Below are 19,258 nucleotides of genomic sequence, written 5' to 3' on the forward strand. Positions count from 1 at the left end.
TTAGAAAACGAAAAGCAACTGCACCAGCGGTTGCTTTTTCACTTGCTTGCCTACAAGCTTCCCTCTACCCTTTTCCCTATAGTTTTCTCCCATCTTTTATGATAAAATAGGCTCAATCAATTTCTAGGAGGAAGAAATATGGTTTCTACTATTGGTGTTGTTAGTTTATCTAGTGGCATTATCGGAGAGGACTTTGTCAAACACGAAGTGGACTTGGGTGTCCAACGTCTCAAGAACCTGGGACTCAATCCTACCTTTTTGCCTCATTCGCTAAAAGGATTAGACTTTATCAAGGACCATCCTGAAGCGCGTGCAGAGGATTTGATTCATGCCTTTTCTGATGATAGCATCGACATGATCCTATGCGCCATCGGTGGAGACGATACCTATCGCTTGCTACCCTACCTCTTTGAAAATGACCAACTACAAAAGGTTATCAAACAAAAAATTTTTCTTGGTTTCTCGGATACAACTATGAACCATCTCATGTTGCATAAACTAGGAATCAAGACTTTTTATGGCCAATCCTTTTTAGCAGATATTTGTGAATTAGACAAGGAAATGCTGACCTATAGTCTCCACTACTTTAAAGAATTGATTGAGACTGGAAGAATCTCAGAAATCCGCCCTAGTCACGTTTGGTATGAGGAACGAACCGACTTCAGTCCCAAGGCTCTAGGAACACCTCGTATCAATCATACAAATACTGGTTTTGACTTGTTACAAGGAAATGCCCAGTTTGAGGGAAAAATCCTCGGTGGTTGCCTCGAATCCCTCTACGATATCTTTGACAACTCTCGATACGTAGATAGCACGGGCCTCTGCCAAAAGTACAAACTTTTCCCTGACTTGTCAGACTGGGAAGGAAAAATCCTCTTGCTAGAAACAAGCGAAGAAAAGCCTGAGCCAGAAGACTTCAAAAAGATGTTGCGAACTTTAAAGGACACTGGCATATTCAAGGTCATCAGCGGACTCTTGGTCGGGAAACCTATGGATGAAACTTTCTATGACGACTATAAGGTGGCACTAATGGACATCATTGACAGCAATATCCCGATTGTCTATAATCTGAATGTCGGCCACGCAACTCCAAGAGCCATTGTTCCCTTTGGCGTTCACACCTATGTAGATACACAGGAGCAAGTCATTCGCTTTGATTATAACAAAAAATAAATAGTTTCTCTATTTTTGTGCTTTTGTATTGGTTTTCGTTACAATTTGTATCTGAATCTATTGCATTTCGCTAATTTCTATGATATCCTTTTGAAGGAGGTGTATATGACAAAACAAAAAATTAATCGAATCGTAGGTTCTATTGGTGCCTTTATTGGAATTATAGTATTTATTGCCTACATACCTCAAATTATCGCTAATTTACAAGGAAATAAAGCTCAACCATTTCAACCTTTATCAGCTGCAATATCTTGCTTAATCTGGGTTATTTATGGATGGACAAAGGAACCTAAGAAGGATTGGATACTAATCATTCCAAATTCAGCTGGTGTTATTTTAGGTGGAATCACTTTTCTGACTTCACTCTAACAAATATACTAGTATATATAAAAAGCTGGGAAAAATTTCTCAGCTTTTTTCTATATTCTCAGATATGCTAGCTATCTGTACACACTAATGACCACTTTTCCACGCACAATCATTCTCATGGTCATCAACTAGCCCTGCAGCCTGTAGAAAAGACAAGACGGCGACTGGGCCTGTGAACTTGAAGCCTCGTTTTTTGAGATCTTTGGCTAATTTTTCAGACAAAGGTGTTTTAGCTGGGGCTTGGCGGTAATCGGGAACATCGTTAACGATCGTTTTCCCCTCAACAAAAGACCAAAGATAGGCATCAAAAGAGTTATAATCTTTCTGCACTTGTAAAAATGCTTGAGCATTGCTCCGTGTGGCAAAAATCTTAGCACGATTGCGGATGATAGCTGGATTATCCATCAAGGCTTCCAATTCGGAGTCGGTCATCTCTGCGACTACTTGAATTTGATAGCCATGAAAGGCTTCTCGGAAAGCTTGTCGTTTGTTGAGCACCGTTTCCCAAGACAGGCCTGCCTGATAGGTTTCCATACACAACAACTCAAACAATGCTTGATCATCATGGAGGGGCTGACCCCACTCCTCATCATGGTAGGCTACATATAGAGGATTGATCATCTTGACCCACGAACAACGTTTTGTCATGCTCTGCTCCTATTTGACCAACATTTTAAGGGCCGACTTGATATAGTTCTCAGCTGTATCTGTCGTTCCTTCAAAGAATTTCTTGATTTTCTTGAGTTCGGTCGCCTTGTAGCCCAGTGCCAACATGGCTTCCATGGCTTCTTCCAATTCTTGGTTTTCAGCGCTTGCTTGCACTGCGACCTTAGCAGGAAGGTCATCTCCAGCAACTACTACCTTGCCTTCCAAGTCCAGCACCATCTGCTGGGCTGTTTTCTTGCCAATTTTAGGGAACTTGGTCAAGTAGGTAATATTCTTGGTTTCGATGGCTTGAACCAAGCCAGCATTGTCATCGGCAGCGATAATAGCAAGAGCTGATACAGGACCAATCCCAGAAACCGAAATCAGACTGAGAAAGAGTTTCTTCTCGTCCTCTGAACGAAATCCATAAAGTAGATGCGCATCCTCACGCACCACCTGATGCACATAAACTTGAGCTTCTTGGTTGACTTGTCCTGAGTAGGCATAAGGATTGGCCACATGCAGGATATAACCGATACCGTTGACTTCAAGAACAATGTATTTAGCAGTGATTTTGGTAATGATTCCTTTTAAATATTCGTACATAGTTTTCCTTTTATGCTCAATGAAAATCAAAAGCAAACTAGAAAGCTAGCCACAGCTTTGATATTGCAGATAGAGCTGACCTAGTTTGAAGAGATTTTCAAAGCGTATTCGTTTAATATTTCCCCAACTCACGGAGACTGGTGTGATTTTCCTGAATGCGTCGAAACATCTTTTCCATATCTGACTTGGTGAAATGCACCAAAACAGGACGTCCGTGGGGGCAGTTATAGGGATTATCACATTGAGAAAGTTGATAAAGCAGCTGTCTAGCTGAGTGGTCATCGATACGATGGTTGGCCTTGATAGACCGCTTGCAGGACATCATGATAGCCAGCTCTGCCCGGTATTTCTTGATAGAAACCTCCTTGGTTAAGAGCAGCATGTCGCACATTTCATAGATGCCTGATTCAATCTCTTCTTCTGTCATCCAAATAGGATGTTCACGCAGGATAAATTGATTTTCTCCGTACTCTGCTAGAAAGACGCCCACTTCCTCTAAAAGTGCCATTCTTTCCTTGAGACGGAGGGCATCATCCGCTGGAAATTCAAAAATGTAAGGCACTAGGAGTTGCTGCTGGCTCTGGTCAACATCGCCAATGCTTTCACGATATTCCTCATACTTGACCCGTTCCTGAGCCGCATGTTGGTCTATGATGTAGAGCCCATCTCGTCCCTGTGCAAAGAGATAAGTCCCGTGCATTTGTCCGAAAAACTCCAACTCTGGGAAGCTGGATGATTCTTCTCGCTCCAGCTTATCATAGGCTTTATCCAGACTGGCTAAATCTAGCTCTGGATGGTCTAATTGATCATAGTTAGCAGGCTTTCTCTCTGCAAAATGCAATTTTGCTGGCTTGGTCAGCTGATCCAAGGTTTCCTTGGCAAACAAGGTCAAGTCTTGTCCTGCATCAGTCAATTCAACCTGATAATCAGCCACCTCAGCTTGACTAGGTCTTGTCGGCTCAGTTTGCTCATAGTAGAGCGTATTTTCTTTGAGTGGAAGAATAGTTTGCTCCACCTTCTCACGATTGCGCACGGTCGATTTGGCAAGATTTTCCAAGGCATCTGGAATCAAGGTTTGTTCCTTGAGACTATTTGCAATAGCTTCTGAAACCAAGGTCATCAGTTCTTTTTCCTTGGAAATTCGCACCTCTTGCTTGGTTGGATGCACATTGACATCCGCTAGATAAGGATCGATATGGATGTGAATGACAGCCAGTGGAAAACGACCTACCATAAGCTTACTACCATAGCCGTCAAGAATAGCACGATTGAGTAAAAAGTTCTTGATATAACGGCCATTGATGAAGAGGCTGATATAGTTGCGATTAGCTCGAGTCAACTCAGGCAAGGACACAAAACCTGTAATTTCGAAATCAAGGTCAGAATTCTCAATTTCAATCATCTTCTTGGCACTCGCCAAACCGTAAATCCCTGCAATAGCTTGACGCAGTTGACCAGTCCCAGCTGTCCGCGTCATTTCCTTGCCATCACTAATCAAGCTGAAAGAAATCTCAGGATGGGCCAAACCCAGACGGTTGACAATATCAATAATATGAGACAGCTCCGCTTGCTGGCTCTTCATATACTTGAGGCGGGCAGGCGTGTTGAAAAAGAGATCCTCCACACAAACCTTGGTTCCCACAGGACTAGTCGCTGGGATGACTTCTTCAACTTCTCCCCCACGCGCGACTAGCTTGGTCCCGTGACTTGCGCCATCCACCGCAGTCAACAGAGTCAAAACACTAACAGACGCTATAGAAGGCAAGGCTTCACCACGAAAACCAAGCGTGCGAATTCGAAAGAGGTCTGCTTGATTTTTTATCTTGCTGGTCGCATGACGACGCAGAGCCAGCTCTACCTCATCGTGGGCAATTCCATGACCATTATCCGTGATTTGAATCTTCTTGAGACCTGCTTCCTCAATCTCAATGATAATCTGACTAGATCCCGCATCAATAGCATTTTCTACCAACTCCTTAACAACGCTAGCTGGACGCTCGATAACCTCTCCTGCCGCGATCTGGTTTGCCAGCACCTCTGGCAATTCAATAATATGAGACATCTTTCAGCCCCTTTCTGTATCTATTTTCCTAGAAATTGATTAGTGCTATTATACCATATTTCAGATAGGACAGAAAAGCAAGCACCACATAGGAGTAAAATCCATCCACATAGACAAAGTACCTTGCAAGGGGCTGGAAAATAGTGTTTAATAAAGGTGTACAGGAAGTGATCACAATCTTGTATAACTGAAAAGGAGAGAAATTTATGAAAGTAGAACTACAGATTAGTGAAACTTACGAAGAGGAAAAGCTGATTGTTCAAGCACCTCAGCCGACAGATAAAGTCCAGAAAGTCATCGAGTTCGCAGAAAATCTGGATCTAACAGAAAAAATCAAAGGGAAAATCGATAATCAGGTCTATCTCGTTGAGATTGGCAAGATTCAACGCTTCTATATCGAGAATCGGAAGGTTCTAGCAGAAAGCGCGAGTCAGACCTACAGCATTGATTTGCGTCTCTATCAAATCCTTGAAATTCTGCCAACCAATTTTATCCAAATTTCCCAATCAGAAATCATCAATATCAACTCCATCTCTCATCTCAAGCTCACCCCCAACGGCCTAGTAGAAATCTTTCTAAAAAATGAAAGCTTCACCTACTCTTCACGCCGTTACCTAAAAACCATCAAGGAGAAATTAGAACTATGAAAAAACAAATCTTCCACGACGCAGCTACTGGTGTCCTCATCGGTCTCATCCTCTCTATCATCTTTTCACTCATTTATGCACCAAGTACCTACGCTCCACTTAGCCCTGAATCTCTCGTCGGCCAAGTAATGACTCAACATCAAGTTCACGGTGCCCTAATCTTGCTCTACTGCACACTTATCTGGGCAGCCATTGGTATTCTCTTCAACTTTGGCAAGCGATTATTCAGCCGTGACTGGAGCTTGCTCCGTGCAACTCTGACCCATTTCTTCCTCATGCTAGTAGGTTTTATCCCATTAGCAACCCTAGCAGGTTGGTTCCCTTTCCACTGGATTTTCTATCTCCAACTCATTATCGAGTTTGCGATTGTCTACCTCATCATTTGGACTATTTCCTATAAAAGAGCATCAAAAAAAGTAGACCATATCAATCAACTCTTGGAGCATAGAAAATAGGAACTACCTAGGATAAATAAAAAGCCAAGCCGAAGCTTAACTTTCCAACTCATACAAATCTGCGATAATCGCTGCAACACGTTTGATATCTCCCAGCATACCTCGCATTTCAAAGTCAGCCAAGACAGGGAAACCAAAACGTTGACTGTATTGCTTGGCTGTCAGGCAGTATTGGTTATTAAAGTTACGATTTCCTGAACCAACCACACCAAAACACTTACTAGCATTATCACCATAGGCGATAAAATCCCCCACTGGTGTCGTCAAGATCTCGACATCTCCGTTATCAACGCCATTCCCACCTTCTAGGTAGGTCGGTAGAAAGGCGATGTAAGGGTGGTCCATTTCATAGAAATCGTGACCTTCCTTGACCAAATCCTTAATATGAATCTTTTGAACCTCAATTCCCTCGTACTGGGACAAGAGATAGTCTTTCAAGCGCGTCACAAAACTCTCAGTGTTGCCACTCAGACTGATATAAACTAAAGAAATTGTCTTCATATTTACCTCCATGATTTTATCTATAATCGAAAAATAACTACCAAGATTGTAACTTGATAGTTATTTTTTGTCAATACTTAGGCAAGTTCTTCTGTTTCCTCTTCTTCTGCCAAGGCTTTTTGTTGACGCCACATCTTATAGAAGACAAGGGCTAGGAAAAGAACATTTATGACGATATAGAAAATGCTAACGGCTTGTGAAATAACACTTATCCCTAAACGCATGGTCTCATCGTGAACTAACTGCACAGCGTCTTGTAAAGTCACATAGCCATAAATCGAACCAATAATAGCTAACAAAACATAGCCAACGTAAGTATAGTTTGCATATTGCAAATTCTTACGAATAAGGAATACAATCGCTACTACCACTAAAATAGCAGATAGCACAATCAAGGCCATATTAAAAATAGAATGAGTTGATTCTGCTACTCTATAGGTGTAATTGATGTTGTCTTCTAATTGCTGAGCACTGACCCCTGCAACTTGTTTCTGAGCGGCACGAAGGGCTTCTTTACTAGGCAAGGGACTCAACATTCCAAACAGAGACATAGCTGAAATAAGAGCAGACAAGATTAGCAAGACCCATAGATAAATCGGTTTCTTTTTCATGATAGAACCTCCTGATATTATTATTGATATTATAGCACCTTTTGTAAAGGAATACAAATTTTATAGTATAGTTTCTACCTGTTTTCGGTAGGCTTTTGGCGATTTTCCGCACAATTTTCGGAACACTTTATAGAAATATCCAACGTTACTGTAACCAACAGCATAGCAAATATCTTCAATACTGTCACTGGTTGAAAGTAAGAGTTGCTGGGCAGCCTTAATACGTTGTTTGTTTAGTAATTCTGCGAAGGTCGAATTGGTTTCTCGCTTAATCAACTGACCTAGATAGACAGGATTGATAAAAAGATCCTGACTGATATCCTTGAGCGAAAGTTCTTTCTGATAATCACGCCCAATAACTTCTAGCACACTAACCACATTTTCATTCATTCGATATTGTCCAAAGAATCGAGTCAGAGTTTCCTTAATATAAGGAACCAATTCATCAAAGGATTGAATAGCATGAATGGTTTTGACGATATCCGTCATATCATCAGCTTTTAGATGCTTAAACAAGTGAAAGACATCCATGACAAACTGGATAAAAAGCTGTTTGGTAATCGGAACACGCGGCGTATTTTCAAGAACCACCTTCTCCAAGAGGTTTAACTCTTCCACGATTTGATTGAGATTCCCCTGAATGATAACCCTATAAATCGGTTCGTAATAGGCAAAGAGACTCTCAGACTGTTTTAAATTTACAGAACCGTAAAAGAGGGCTTTCTCAGCATTCAGCTTCCAGCGTTCAAAGTGTTCTTGATAGGGAACTTCAAAGGGAGTAACGACTAAACCATCTAGGGGTTGATCAGAAATGAAAATCTGCCAATCTTGTCCTAACACATAGTAGGGAATGGTGAAAGAGCCTTGTTTTTCCTTGTATAGGCCTATCCACCAATTCTCCTTACCTCCTAGATAACTAACAAATCCAGCATCATCTAAATCTTGACTGAGGGTCTGACTTTTCTTTCCTCTCTCGCCGAGCTGACCTGCAATCTTCTCCAGCAGATTTCCCAACTCTACCTTATCGACAGGCTTGAGCAGATAGTCCACCACGCTAAGATTCATTGCTCTTTTTACATAATCAAACTCCTGATAACCTGAGAGCAGGATATAGGCAGCATCTGGTAAAATCTCTTTCATTTCCCGAATCATATCAAGCCCTGTTTTGTCGGGCATATTGACATCGGAAATGACCACATCGACAGGATTTTCCTGAACATATTCTAGGGCTTCATCGGCATGACTGGCTGTTGCGACGACCTCCATATCCCACTTATCAAAGGGAATCAAACGTTTCAGACCTTCTGTCACCATGTACTCATCATCTACTAATAATACTTTATACATTTTCTCCCTTTCTACTCATCTTGAATTGTAATACGATACTGAACACCTGCTTGCTCTGCAGACTCTATAGTAATAGCATAGCGGTCCCCAAAATAGAGCACAAAACGCTCATGGACATTGACAATCCCGATAGACTGCCTTTTTGCACTATAGCTGGCTTGGTGTTCAAAATGTCTCTGCCTTAATTTTTCTCGAATACTTGCCAGTTTTTCAACCGATATTCCACGGCCATTATCGACCACCAAAATTTCTACAAAACCATCTCGTTTAAGAGCTTTAATGCTAATCACATTATCTGTCCGTCTGTGGTCAACACCATGAGCGAAATAATTTTCTACCAGCGGTTGCAAGGTAAATTTGGGAATCTTCATATTCTCTAGTTCTGGGTCTATCTTGAAACCATAGGCAATGGACTTGGGATAGCGAACCATGCAGAGATAGCTATATTTACGGCAAAATTCTAATTCCTGTTTGAGAAGAGTTTCTCTTTCGTCAGAAATATTGTTACGTAATAGACTACTGAACTCATAAATGATATCTGCCAACTCATCTTGACTTTGCATGACTGCGTACATACGTAAAAATTCCAGCGTATTATACATAAAATGAGGATTGATTTGCGCCTGCAGGGCTCGCATATTGGCATCTTTTTGGCTAAGTTCTAACTGGTAAATATCATGGATATTCTTTTCCAATCGATCCAACATATCATTTGTAGTCTCTGCAATTAGGAGCAATTCCTGGTCCTTTTCAAGCGTATCAATGCGAAGACCTTCCTCCCCTTGAGCAATAACTTGGATAGAATCGACCAAATCCACTACCTGCTTTTGGTAATTAGCAAAGGTCTGCCTCAAAGTCAGATAAAGAATAACAATAAAGAGAAGGCTCAAGCCCACAATCAAAGCAGAGCTAGTCACTGTTCCTTGCAAAACAAAGTTTTTGGGAACTGCCACCTGAACCTGATAGCCATGAGAGGTCACACCAACAAACCAGTTTTCATGCTCCCTATTGACCCTCTCACCAATATGAAAAATCTCCGTATCAAAAGGCGATGTCACAGTCACAGCCATCGGGATATGACCTCGGGTATTGTCCACAGCATGGTATAAGATTTCCGGATCCAAGGAGATATAAACAACCCCTATCGATTGATCCGTCGCTGGGTCTAAAATAGGCACTCCAAAACTATTGGCCTCTGGTTTAAAGTCTTCCGCAAGTACCGTATGACCACCTCTCTCATTTCTGCTCGAAACATAAACTTCTTTAAAGTCCTGCAAGACGATTGCAACACCCGTTATATAGTCATTCTGAACATACAGGTCATCGATATTTTCATACAGAGAAATAGAAGTTGACGAAGCTGCTTGATGCTCCAACAGCCAATAAAAATACTCAGATGTTGATAGACTAAAGTACTTATAAACCCCTTGTATCCTGTCTTGATTGGCTACTAAATCTTGTGCTAGCTGGGCTGACTCGCGATAATAATACTCCACCTCTTCGACTGTTCGAGTGGTTACACGCTGGGCTACTCTCTGGGCTTCCTTTTCCCGTGAATCCCAGTCAGCGTAAGAAAGTAAGATTGCAAAACTCGCAATAATAATGATCATAACTGAACTGTAGGTTCGCAGAAGCGTATGTAGCCAAAACTGCTTCATTCTATTTTGTCGCCAATTTTTCATGGATGCTTTCATAGACCGGTTCCAACATATCACTGATAAAGAAATGCCACATCCCAATTCCTACAAAGAAGAGAAGAGCAGGCATATAATAACCAATTGCTACAAGTAGCACAGTCCCAAGAAGAACCTTGGCCACAGCTGCTAGGCTCATAAAGATACCAATCAAGGATAGTTTGAGATTATTTCGATAGGACAAATCAAAATAAACTTGTAATTTCAAAGATACTGTATAAGCCAAAAAGAGCAGGGCAACTACTAGGACATTCAAAAAGGTCGCAATCAAATGAACAATGGTCTGATGAGGCAATTGCACCAAGAGATACAAGCCATAGACCAAAACTAAATCCACTCCTAAAAAGCTATAGAAAATCAGGTTGCTTGAGACGAAATTTTGCTTATATAGAGACCAAGCCTCCTTCAAACTGTATTCCCGAAAGCTATAACCATGTTCTGCATATAAACTCATCAAGGTGGCACTAGCTGGCGCTAGACCAAGGATAATCCCCCCTGCTAAAGCTAATAGCCAAAAGAAGGCTGTCGCAATCATCCCTAAAAAGAAACGATTAAAGACAAAATCTAAAAATCTCCCCATGATATCCTCCTAAAAATAACTATGAAACTATTATAGCATATTTCAAGCGTTTTCAAACACATAGACTATCCATTTACAATCCCACCAAACCGTGGTACAATGAGAATTGTGAGAAAATTATTAGGAGACAACTCATGAAAAAATCTATCTTAACTACACTGCTTTTTGCAGTTCTTTACTTCCTCTGCATGGGGATTGGTGTCCTTTTGGGCAATCTCTTTGACCAAACTGGAAACATGTTTTATGCGCCTGCCTTTACTGGCCTTGTAGGCGGCAGCGTCTATATGATCCTAGTCGCAAAAGTTCCGCGATTTGGAGCCATTACCACTATCGGCCTTGTCATGGCCCTCTTTTTCTTGGGAACTAAACACGGTGCTGGTGCCTTCCTTCCTGGAATTATCTGTGGCCTCCTAGCAGATGGAGTAGCTAACCTCGGAAAATACAAGGACCAAACAAAGAACCTCCTTTCTTTCCTTATTTTTGCCTTTAGCACATCAGGACCAATCTTGCTTATGTGGATTACTCCCAAAGCCTATATGGCTACCCTTCTGGCAAGAGGAAAATCGCAAGAATATATCGACCGTATCATGGTCGCACCAAACCCTGGAACCGTCCTTCTATTTATCGCAAGTATTGTCATCGGAGCCCTAGTGGGTGCTTTGATTGGACAAGCCTTGAGTAAAAAATTGGCACAAAAAATCTGATTACTAAAAAAGAGCCACACGGCTCTTTTTATTTATGGCTCAATCTCTTAGTCAAGAAGTCTCCCAAGAATTGGATTGTAAAGATAATCAAAATGATAATGATGGTTGCCAAGATAGTTACATCGTGATTGTAGCGGTTAAATCCATAAGCGATGGCTACGTTACCGATACCACCAGCTCCAACCGCACCGGCCATGGCTGTTTCACCGACTAGTGAAATCAAGGTTACAGTCGTCACACGGATCAAATCTGGAAGACCTTCGGATAGATAAACACCTACGATATCCCAGAATGTCGCTCCGCTAGCTTGAGCCGCCTCAATGACACCACCATCTAGCTCAGCCAATACCACCTGTACTTGACGGGCAAAGAAGGCAAAGACTGCAAAAGATAGCGGTACGATAGCCGCATTTGGACCAATGCTTGTTCCTACGATTAGATGAGAGAAGGGTGACAAGACTGCCAAGAGGATGATAAATGGTACCGCACGGAAAATAGAGGTAATCTTATCCAAAATCCAAAAAACAACTTTATTTTCCAAAACACCACCCGGCGCTGTCAAGACAAGGAAAAGACCTGCCACCAGCCCCAAGAAACCTCCAATAATAAAGGAAAGAACTGTCATATAAAGAGTTAGGTAAATAGCTGTTCCCCAACCAGCCTGACCAGCCCAGCCCATTTTATAGACATTTGGTAAATAGGTTTGAATCAATGATTCCATCTTACTGTCCTCCCTTCAATACTTTTAGCTGCACACCTGCTTGACGAATGGCTTCTTGGGCACCTGCTAGCGCTGCTTTTTCACCTGACAAGACCACCACCAATTCTCCAACAGGAGTGCCATCGAGGATTTCGATATTCCCATAGAGGATATTAGCCGTTACTTGGTAATGTTTATACAATTCATTCAAAAGTGGTTCGTCTGTTGAAGCACCTGCGTACTTGAGCTGTACCAAGAGACTGTTTTCAGACAGATGTTGCACGATTTCTTGCTTCTCAATCTTGACCATAGCTTCATCAATCCCTGTGGCTGTTGAGATAAAGTCTTGAGTCAAAGGTTGTTTAGGGTCTGAGAAGATTTCAAGGACACTTCCCTCTTCAATCAAATGCCCATCCTGCATAACTGCCACACGATTGGCAATGTCTTTGACAATCTGCATTTCATGCGTAATCAAGACAACCGTCAAGCCTAATTTTTGGTTCAAATCTTGCAACAAGGCCAAAATCTGCTTGGTTGTCTTAGGGTCAAGGGCAGAAGTTGACTCGTCTGAAATCAAGATTTTTGGATCATTTGCTAAGGCACGCGCAATGGCTACACGCTGTTTTTGCCCTCCAGATAATTGTGAAGGGTAGTTTTCAGCACGATCCGCCAAGCCAACCAAGTCCAACAACTTGGCTACTTTAGCCTTCTTTTCTTCCTTGCTGAGTCCAGAGTGTTTAAGGGCAAAGGCTACATTCTCCTCTGCTGTCTTCTGGCTCATCAGGTTGAAATGCTGGAAAATCATCCCGATATCCTGACGTTTACGACGCAACTGCTCTGCCGTCAAGGTCACCTTGCCATCAAAAATCACATCATCATCAATAGTAATCTTCCCTGCAGATGGTTTTTGCAAGAGGTTAATCACCCGTACAAGGGTTGATTTCCCTGCTCCAGAATATCCTACAATCCCGTAGATATCCCCTTCTTGGATGTGAATGGTCACATCCTTGACCGCTGTGATGATTCTCTTCTTCTGGTGAAAAGTCACATCGATCTGATCTAACTTGATAATATCTCTACTCATAGCTTCTAATCAGCTCCTCTACTAATTCAATATGGGTGTAGTAATCGGCGATTCGCACGTTTTCATCTCCACCATGGTCTCGGCTATTGGCATTTCCTAGACCGAAGGCCACCATTGGCACCTCTAGGGCATCAAAGACCGTATGCATAGGCCCTGTCCCAGCTGTAGTCGGCAAGACTGAAACGCCCTGTGGATAGAATTTCTTGGCCAACTCGATTACATTGAGAATGGCTGGCGCGCTCATATCGCTGCGATAGCTCATCTCTCCCAAGGTATAGTATAATTCTACCTTATCAAAGCCATTTTTGTCTAGCTGTTTCCGAATTTTTTCCAGAACATCATGCGGTTCTAGGCCAGGAACCAAACGAACTTCTAGCTTAGCGCTGGCTTCTGCTGGCAAAATCGTTTTAACTCCTTGCCCTTGATAACCTGACTGAATCCCTTCGATATTAAGGGCTGGTTCGAAAAAGAAACGTTTTAGAAAGGCTGCACGCTCCTCTTGTAAGAGAGGCAATTCCAAACCATAAATCTGGCTGATTTCCCCTGGATTTCGTTGGGCATAGGTATCCACCAAGGCCAATTCACGTTCATTTGGCTCTTGTACTTCTTCGTACAAGCCTTCAACCAAGATACGGCCATCTGCAGCTCGAAGAGACTGTAAGGCTTGAAGGAGGTACCAGGGAGCTGATTCCACAACCCCACCATAACTCGAATGGATATCGACATCAGCACTTTTCACCTTGGCATCAAAGGTCACAATCCCCTTATTTCCACCAGAAATTTCTAGCTGTTCCAAGGCATTTTTGGTCCCTTGTTCCCAGACCAATAAATCCGCCCCACGGAGTCTATCCGCATGTTTTTCCAAATACTTATCCAGATCTGTCGAAGCCGATTCCTCCGCACCCTCCATGATAAAACTGATATTGACAGGCAGGTCATCGTGGTGCTTCATATATTTTCTCAAAGCACTCAAACGAGCTGTGATATGACCCTTGTCATCGTCAACCCCACGCCCATACATAAAGCCATTGCGGACTGAAAGAGTAAAAGGATCTTCTGTCCACACCTGATCCCCATCCGCTGGCACAGTGTCATAGTGGTTATAGAAAATCAGGGTCTTGGCATCTGGACGCGAACTCTTGAAATGCGCCATGACAAAGGGCGCCGTATAGCTCTCATCAATCTCCACTTCAGCCCCAACACGCTTGAAAATCTCACCCAGATAGTTGGCAACTTCTTTGAGACCCACCTGCTGGGCAAAGACTGATTTCTTAGAAATCAAGGTACGCAAAACCTCAAAATAATGCTGGGCTACATGATCCTTTTCAAATTTTTCAATTTGTTCTTGTTCGCTAGGAAAAACCATATTCTCTCTACCTTTCTATGAACTACTTTTTCTGACAATCCCTGCTCTATACAAAAGCAAGAGGTGGAATTCTCTCTCCCACCTCCCTGTTTCTTATTACCAAACTGGTTGATCCAAACCGTCTGATGTTTCTTCGATAACTTTTTTCACTTCATCTGTATGGTAAGCTGCAACAACTTTCTTGATAGCATCAGCCTTAGGTGATGATTCCCAATCTTTTTTCGCAACAATGATGTTGTACCATTGTTTTGAGTTTTCATCAGCTTGTTCTTTGAAGAGTGCTTTCTTGTAGTCCAATTTTGCTTCTGTAACGAAGGTATTGTTTACAACGGCAGCGTCAACTGATGACAATGAACGAGCTGTTTGGCTAGCGTCCAATTCAGTGATTTTCAAGTTCTTTGGATTTTCTTTGATGTTAGCAACTGTTGCAAGGGCAGTTCCAGAAACATCCAATTTAATCAAACCAGCTGATTGAAGCAAGTAAAGCGCACGGCTTTCGTTTGTAGCGTCATTCGGTACAGAGATTTCTCCGTTTGCTGGGATGTCTTCTACTTTAGTGTACTTGTTGTCACTTCCATTCAAACCTGAGTAAAGACGGATTGGAGAGATGTAAGTATCTGCAATGGCTACAAGGTCTTTTCCGTTTTCTTTGTTCCAGTTGTTCAAGAAGTTATAGTGTTGGAAAGCGTTCAAATCTACTTCGCCATCAGCAGTTGCCTTGTTTGGTTGTGAGTAGTCTGTGAACTCTGTAAATTCCAAGGTAATGCCATCTTTTTTAACCAATTCTTGGATTTTGTCCCAACGTTTTTCTTCAGAACCGCTACGGTTAACCGTTGCGATTTTGATAGTTGTTGCATTGTCTGCTTTCTTTTCTGAGTTTCCGCAAGCTGCAAGAGCCAAACCTGCGACTGTAGCAAGGGCTGCTACACCAAGCCATTTTTTGATTTTCATGATTCTTTCTCCTTAAAAATAATACCGTACTAGTATCTCACAATTTGTTTTATTTCACAAATTGTTATTAGATAGTCAGATATATAGTTTAAAACTATATCCCTAAAGACTCAGAAATCACCCATCTGAATCAGAATGGATGACTTCAAATAATTATTTAATATCAGCTTCTGCTGGTAGGTAAGTGTCTCCGAAGAATTGTTTTGACAATTTTTCAAGAGTTCCGTCTTTGTAGAGTTCTTTGATGCGTTTGTCTACAAATGTTTTCAACTCATCTTGACCTTTAGCAAGAAGTGGGTAAACGTACGGTTGTTGGTCACTTGGAAGTTCGATAACTTTCAAGTTGTCCAAACCTTGGTTCTTGATGACTGTTTCAACACCGATTTTATCAAAAATCTTGTAGTCAAATTGGCCATCGCTCAAGCGTCCCATGATTTGTTGGAAGTCTGCTCTAGTGTAGTTAAGGACAGTTGGATTATCCGCATGTTCTGTGTTGTATGCTTCCAATTGTTTAGCTGAGGTTGTTCCTTGAACGACTTCAGTAGATTTTCCACCGATATCATCAAGAGACTTGATGCTAGTGTCGTCCTTCTTCACAACAAGAACGTTAGGGTTTTTAGCAGTTGGCGCTGCGTAGAGGTATTTCTCTGCACGTTCTTTGGTATAACTGAGGTTGTTAACGGCCATTTGGTAACGATCGCTATCAAGTCCTGGGAAAATCCCTGACCACTCTGTCTTTTCAAACTTGACAGTATACTTGTCTGAGTCTTTAAAGATAGCACGAATAAGCTCAATCTCGTAACCTGTCAATTCACCATTTTCTTCATAGATAAATGGTTTTGGTGATCCGTTAGTTGCTACGATGATTTCTTTCTTGCTAGCTGCTTCTCCTTCTTTCTTAGCACCACCTGAGCAAGCTGCTAGCACACCTGCAGCAACAAGCCCTAGGGCAGCAAGAGATGAGTATTTAACGATTTTTTTCATGTCATTTCCTCCAAAATAGAATACCTTATTATCTTATCAGAAAAAAAGTAATTATGCCATTATATGATATTTATCTCTGTGATAGATTTTCTTTATAGCCCATTTAAAATAGTAAACGCAGGACGGCAATTAAGACAACTCCAAAGAGAACTGTTCCGACTAGATTGCGGTATCGAAAGGCTACCCAAGCGGTTGGAAAGACTGCCAAGAAGTCTAGCCATTTAATTTGAGGAAGACTCCCAACCTTGCCTGTCACTACACTTGAAAGAATCAAGGCAAAGATAATAGAAACGGGCAAGAACTTCAAAAAACGCTCAACGATCGCAGGCAAGCCCCTATACTTGACCAAGATGAAAGGAATCATACGGGGGATCCACGTCACCAAGCCAGAGAAAATAACTGCTAATAAAAGATACTTACTGACCATCTAAAACCACCCCCATTGTACAACCTAGCAAGGTCGCAAACAGAACAGCTAGTGACTGAGACACCACTGTCAAGAGCAAAAAGAAGGACACCGCAACAACTGCTAGAATAATAAGCAGATTGCGGACAGGGATCCGTCTTTGCATAATCTGGAATTGCGAAGCAAAAATGCCGATGAACATCCCAACTAGGGCAAAATCTAAACCAAAGATTTCTGGATTTGGCAATAGGCCACCTAGAGCCGTTCCGACCACTGTTCCCACAAACCAAGCCACATAGCTGTTGAGATTGTTTCCATGCATCCACATAGGATTGACCTTGTCTGTATGGGCCAATTCTCCCATTAAAACACCATAAGTCTCATCCGTCAAGATACTAGACATACCGATATTGTGCCAGAGACTAGTATGACGGAAATAGGTCGACGCATGTAAGCTCAGCAAAAAGAGACGCAAATTAATCAAAAAGACCGTCATAGCAATAGCTGCCACAGGCGCCTGAACCGCAATCAAGGCCAACATGGCAAACTGGGCACTCCCAGCATAAACAAAGAGGCTCATTAAGCCCATCTCAACAGGTGTCACATAGGGCGCACCGATAATCCCACAGGCAAGGCCAATACTGACATAACCAAGGGCTGTTGGCATAGCCGCCTGCGCCCCCTCCCAAAATCCTTTTTCTTTCATCTTTCTCCTCATATTGTCTTAATAAGCGGGCTGAAAAGGCTCCAGCCACAGCATGGACTATTATAACACATTCAGGAAAGAGAAAAAAGTCTGCTGATTGTAATCAGACAGACTCCATTTTATTCCATCGTATCAAAAGCGAGACTTGGTTTGGCATTGAGGTCCAAGCCTTGCTTATATTCTTTTTCATTTTAGATTCATCCATTATACGATGTTATACCGTATTTATAATGAATCATATCTTAAAAATACCAGACCACACTATTCCCTGCTTGTATTTGGCTTCTTTCTTTTGGACAATTTTTGCTAAATCCAACAACTCTGTCGGCGGTTCACCTTTAAAGCCCAATAATTCTTTAGAGACGGCAAATGAGAGACGTGCAGCTAACAAATCTTCACTAGTACTAGAGAACTGTTTCGCTGTTTCTAGCAATTTCTTCCTAAAGTCTTCCGTCAAGCTAATTTCTTTATTATTGTACAGGGAATGAATTAAAATTTGTAACTGACTTTGCTTTTCCATCGTTTACCTCATTTTATCTAGGACGCCAAGTTTCACTTTTAGTCCAGCCATTTACAGCATGCTCAGAATTAAACATATACTGTCCGAATTCTCATCTATAAACCACTTCTACGACTTAGAATTTGCTTTAAGTACTTTACAAGGACAGTATAACACAGAAATTTGCTTATTTTAAAAAATCGCATATTTGACATTTTTTCTCATAGAAATGTCATTTTTGCGATTGTTTGTTAATCGATAAGCTCTTTGTATTGTTGCAAACGCAATTCAAAAAGGGCTGTCAATTGTGGATTTTCTAATACTTGCAGAGATTGGATAAAGTGTTCAATCTCTTTTTGATTGCTTCCTTTGGTTTGAAGAAAAATCTGCATTTTCTTTAAAAACTGCCACAATACTTTTTCAAAAACATCGTATGGACGGAGCATGCGCTCCAGCTCAGCTTCAAAGATTGGAATATAAGAAAATAGCTTGCGCTCCATAAGTTCTGAGATGATATTAAGATAACCACTTTTCATATACCATCGATTGTGTACTAACTCTTTAAATTCTTTAGATTTCTCAATTAAAGCGGTTGATAAAAATATCAAATCTTGATTGCTTAGGAAAGGCATGGTATTGCAAAAAAGATAGAGTTCAAACCAGGTCCAAGATTCGATAGCATAGAGGTAGGTCGTCAAAAACTCCCTATCCTCCTCTTCTAGTGGGTAGCTTTTATCTAGTGAATGGATGGCATCTTTGATTACAATAGCATTCAAACGACAATAGGTCTGCGCCATCTGTTCTTGCTCGACTTCCTCCAACAGTTGCTCTAAGCCAGCAATATCTTGATGGGCAAAGCGATCCACAACCCTTCTACCAATTCGCATATGTGGGGATTCTTGATAGTTGTTGAGCTTGTGCCCAAACTCATCAAAATTCATATTGATTCCTTGGATGGCTAAGATCAGCTTGTCCGCAGATAACATAGACTGCCCTAGTTCAAACTTAGACAACTGAGAAGCTGTTAGTCCAGCACAAGCCACATCTGACTGCTTGAGCTTTCTCGCCAAGCGCAATTCCTTGTAAAATTCTCCCAATTCCATTCTCTCAATCATCTGACCACCTCCTATTCTGTATATATTATATCATTATTTTTATAGTTTTGTCA

At 41.6% G+C, this 19,258-nt stretch carries 22 protein-coding genes; 5 read left to right on the top strand and 17 right to left on the bottom strand.

Annotated features, from left to right (window positions below; genetic code table 11):
* Positions 1–138 precede the first annotated feature (138 nt).
* Positions 139–1,173 carry a S66 peptidase family protein gene (locus HT731_RS03540; RefSeq protein ID WP_173277649.1) on the top strand — a complete coding sequence of 345 codons (1,035 nt, stop codon included), beginning with the start codon at positions 139–141 and terminating at the stop codon, positions 1,171–1,173.
* A 105-nt stretch (positions 1,174–1,278) separates the two neighbouring features.
* Entirely contained in the window at positions 1,279–1,542 is a 264-nt protein-coding gene (locus HT731_RS03545) for a SemiSWEET family transporter (protein WP_000166114.1), read from the top strand.
* 84 nt (positions 1,543–1,626) lie between these two features.
* Here HT731_RS03545 and HT731_RS03550 read toward each other — a convergent pair whose 3' ends face one another.
* From HT731_RS03550 to mutL, 3 genes are all read right to left on the bottom strand, one after another.
* Positions 1,627–2,190: a DNA-3-methyladenine glycosylase I gene (locus HT731_RS03550; protein ID WP_173277650.1), complete on the bottom strand. Its 564-nt coding sequence runs from the start codon at positions 2,188–2,190 to the stop codon at positions 1,627–1,629.
* Between the two features lie 9 nt (positions 2,191–2,199).
* Entirely contained in the window at positions 2,200–2,793 is a 594-nt protein-coding gene (gene ruvA / locus HT731_RS03555) for a Holliday junction branch migration protein RuvA (RefSeq protein WP_101776614.1), read from the bottom strand.
* A 112-nt stretch (positions 2,794–2,905) separates the two neighbouring features.
* Positions 2,906–4,855, bottom strand: coding sequence for a DNA mismatch repair endonuclease MutL (gene mutL, locus HT731_RS03560; protein WP_173277651.1), 1,950 nt, complete (start codon positions 4,853–4,855; stop codon positions 2,906–2,908).
* Positions 4,856–5,061: 206 nt separating this feature from the next.
* On the opposite strand from mutL, the gene HT731_RS03565 reads away from it, so the two are divergent.
* Entirely contained in the window at positions 5,062–5,502 is a 441-nt protein-coding gene (locus HT731_RS03565) for a LytTR family DNA-binding domain-containing protein (protein ID WP_173277653.1), read from the top strand.
* Positions 5,499–5,957: a DUF3021 domain-containing protein gene (locus HT731_RS03570; protein ID WP_173277654.1), complete on the top strand. Its 459-nt coding sequence runs from the start codon at positions 5,499–5,501 to the stop codon at positions 5,955–5,957. Before HT731_RS03565 ends, HT731_RS03570 begins: the two co-directional genes overlap by 4 nt.
* 36 nt (positions 5,958–5,993) lie before the next feature.
* On the opposite strand, the gene nrdI is transcribed toward HT731_RS03570, so the two are convergent.
* The 5 genes from nrdI to HT731_RS03595 all read right to left on the bottom strand — a co-directional run bounded on the left by nrdI (position 5,994) and on the right by HT731_RS03595 (position 10,690).
* Entirely contained in the window at positions 5,994–6,458 is a 465-nt protein-coding gene (gene nrdI, locus HT731_RS03575; RefSeq protein ID WP_020899993.1) for a class Ib ribonucleoside-diphosphate reductase assembly flavoprotein NrdI, read from the bottom strand.
* 77 nt (positions 6,459–6,535) lie between these two features.
* On the bottom strand, positions 6,536–7,069 hold the full coding sequence (locus HT731_RS03580; RefSeq protein ID WP_000729013.1) for a hypothetical protein: 534 nt from the start codon (positions 7,067–7,069) through the stop codon (positions 6,536–6,538).
* Positions 7,070–7,129: 60 nt separating this feature from the next.
* On the bottom strand, positions 7,130–8,416 hold the full coding sequence (locus HT731_RS03585) for a response regulator transcription factor (RefSeq protein ID WP_173277663.1): 1,287 nt from the start codon (positions 8,414–8,416) through the stop codon (positions 7,130–7,132).
* A gap of 11 nt (positions 8,417–8,427) precedes the next feature.
* Complete coding sequence (locus tag HT731_RS03590; protein ID WP_345889921.1) at positions 8,428–10,098, bottom strand: sensor histidine kinase; 1,671 nt, start codon at positions 10,096–10,098, stop codon at positions 8,428–8,430.
* On the bottom strand, positions 10,076–10,690 hold the full coding sequence (locus HT731_RS03595) for a DUF624 domain-containing protein (RefSeq protein ID WP_173277667.1): 615 nt from the start codon (positions 10,688–10,690) through the stop codon (positions 10,076–10,078). The genes HT731_RS03590 and HT731_RS03595 overlap by 23 nt, the downstream gene beginning before the upstream one ends.
* Before the next feature lie 134 nt (positions 10,691–10,824).
* Here HT731_RS03595 and HT731_RS03600 point away from each other — a divergent pair, with 134 nt between their 5' ends.
* The gene (locus HT731_RS03600; RefSeq protein WP_000748403.1) at positions 10,825–11,394 is read left to right on the top strand and encodes an MptD family putative ECF transporter S component; all 570 of its coding nucleotides are present in this window, start codon (positions 10,825–10,827) and stop codon (positions 11,392–11,394) included.
* Positions 11,395–11,422: 28 nt separating this feature from the next.
* On the opposite strand, the gene HT731_RS03605 is transcribed toward HT731_RS03600, so the two are convergent.
* The 9 genes from HT731_RS03605 to HT731_RS03645 all read right to left on the bottom strand — a co-directional run bounded on the left by HT731_RS03605 (position 11,423) and on the right by HT731_RS03645 (position 19,205).
* Positions 11,423–12,115: a methionine ABC transporter permease gene (locus tag HT731_RS03605; RefSeq protein ID WP_173277669.1), complete on the bottom strand. Its 693-nt coding sequence runs from the start codon at positions 12,113–12,115 to the stop codon at positions 11,423–11,425.
* Between the two features lies 1 nt (position 12,116).
* The gene (locus HT731_RS03610) at positions 12,117–13,178 is read right to left on the bottom strand and encodes a methionine ABC transporter ATP-binding protein (protein WP_102210303.1); all 1,062 of its coding nucleotides are present in this window, start codon (positions 13,176–13,178) and stop codon (positions 12,117–12,119) included.
* A complete protein-coding gene (locus HT731_RS03615) occupies positions 13,171–14,544 on the bottom strand; it encodes a M20/M25/M40 family metallo-hydrolase (protein ID WP_061630435.1) in 1,374 nt (457 codons plus the stop codon). Before HT731_RS03615 ends, HT731_RS03610 begins: the two co-directional genes overlap by 8 nt.
* A 96-nt stretch (positions 14,545–14,640) precedes the next feature.
* Entirely contained in the window at positions 14,641–15,495 is an 855-nt protein-coding gene (locus HT731_RS03620) for a MetQ/NlpA family ABC transporter substrate-binding protein (protein ID WP_125410839.1), read from the bottom strand.
* Positions 15,496–15,648: 153 nt separating this feature from the next.
* The gene (locus HT731_RS03625) at positions 15,649–16,479 is read right to left on the bottom strand and encodes an amino acid ABC transporter substrate-binding protein (protein ID WP_124787501.1); all 831 of its coding nucleotides are present in this window, start codon (positions 16,477–16,479) and stop codon (positions 15,649–15,651) included.
* A 103-nt stretch (positions 16,480–16,582) separates the two neighbouring features.
* On the bottom strand, positions 16,583–16,906 hold the full coding sequence (locus HT731_RS03630; RefSeq protein ID WP_033684442.1) for an AzlD domain-containing protein: 324 nt from the start codon (positions 16,904–16,906) through the stop codon (positions 16,583–16,585).
* Positions 16,896–17,591 carry an AzlC family ABC transporter permease gene (locus HT731_RS03635; RefSeq protein WP_000659737.1) on the bottom strand — a complete coding sequence of 232 codons (696 nt, stop codon included), beginning with the start codon at positions 17,589–17,591 and terminating at the stop codon, positions 16,896–16,898. Before HT731_RS03635 ends, HT731_RS03630 begins: the two co-directional genes overlap by 11 nt.
* A 235-nt stretch (positions 17,592–17,826) precedes the next feature.
* Positions 17,827–18,111, bottom strand: a complete 285-nt coding sequence (locus HT731_RS03640) for a hypothetical protein (RefSeq protein ID WP_173277671.1) — start codon at positions 18,109–18,111, stop codon at positions 17,827–17,829.
* A 230-nt stretch (positions 18,112–18,341) separates the two neighbouring features.
* A complete protein-coding gene (locus HT731_RS03645) occupies positions 18,342–19,205 on the bottom strand; it encodes an Rgg/GadR/MutR family transcriptional regulator (RefSeq protein ID WP_173277673.1) in 864 nt (287 codons plus the stop codon).
* Positions 19,206–19,258 lie beyond the last annotated feature (53 nt).

This window comes from Streptococcus sp. k-163 (assembly GCF_013277555.1).
Lineage (GTDB): Bacteria > Bacillota > Bacilli > Lactobacillales > Streptococcaceae > Streptococcus.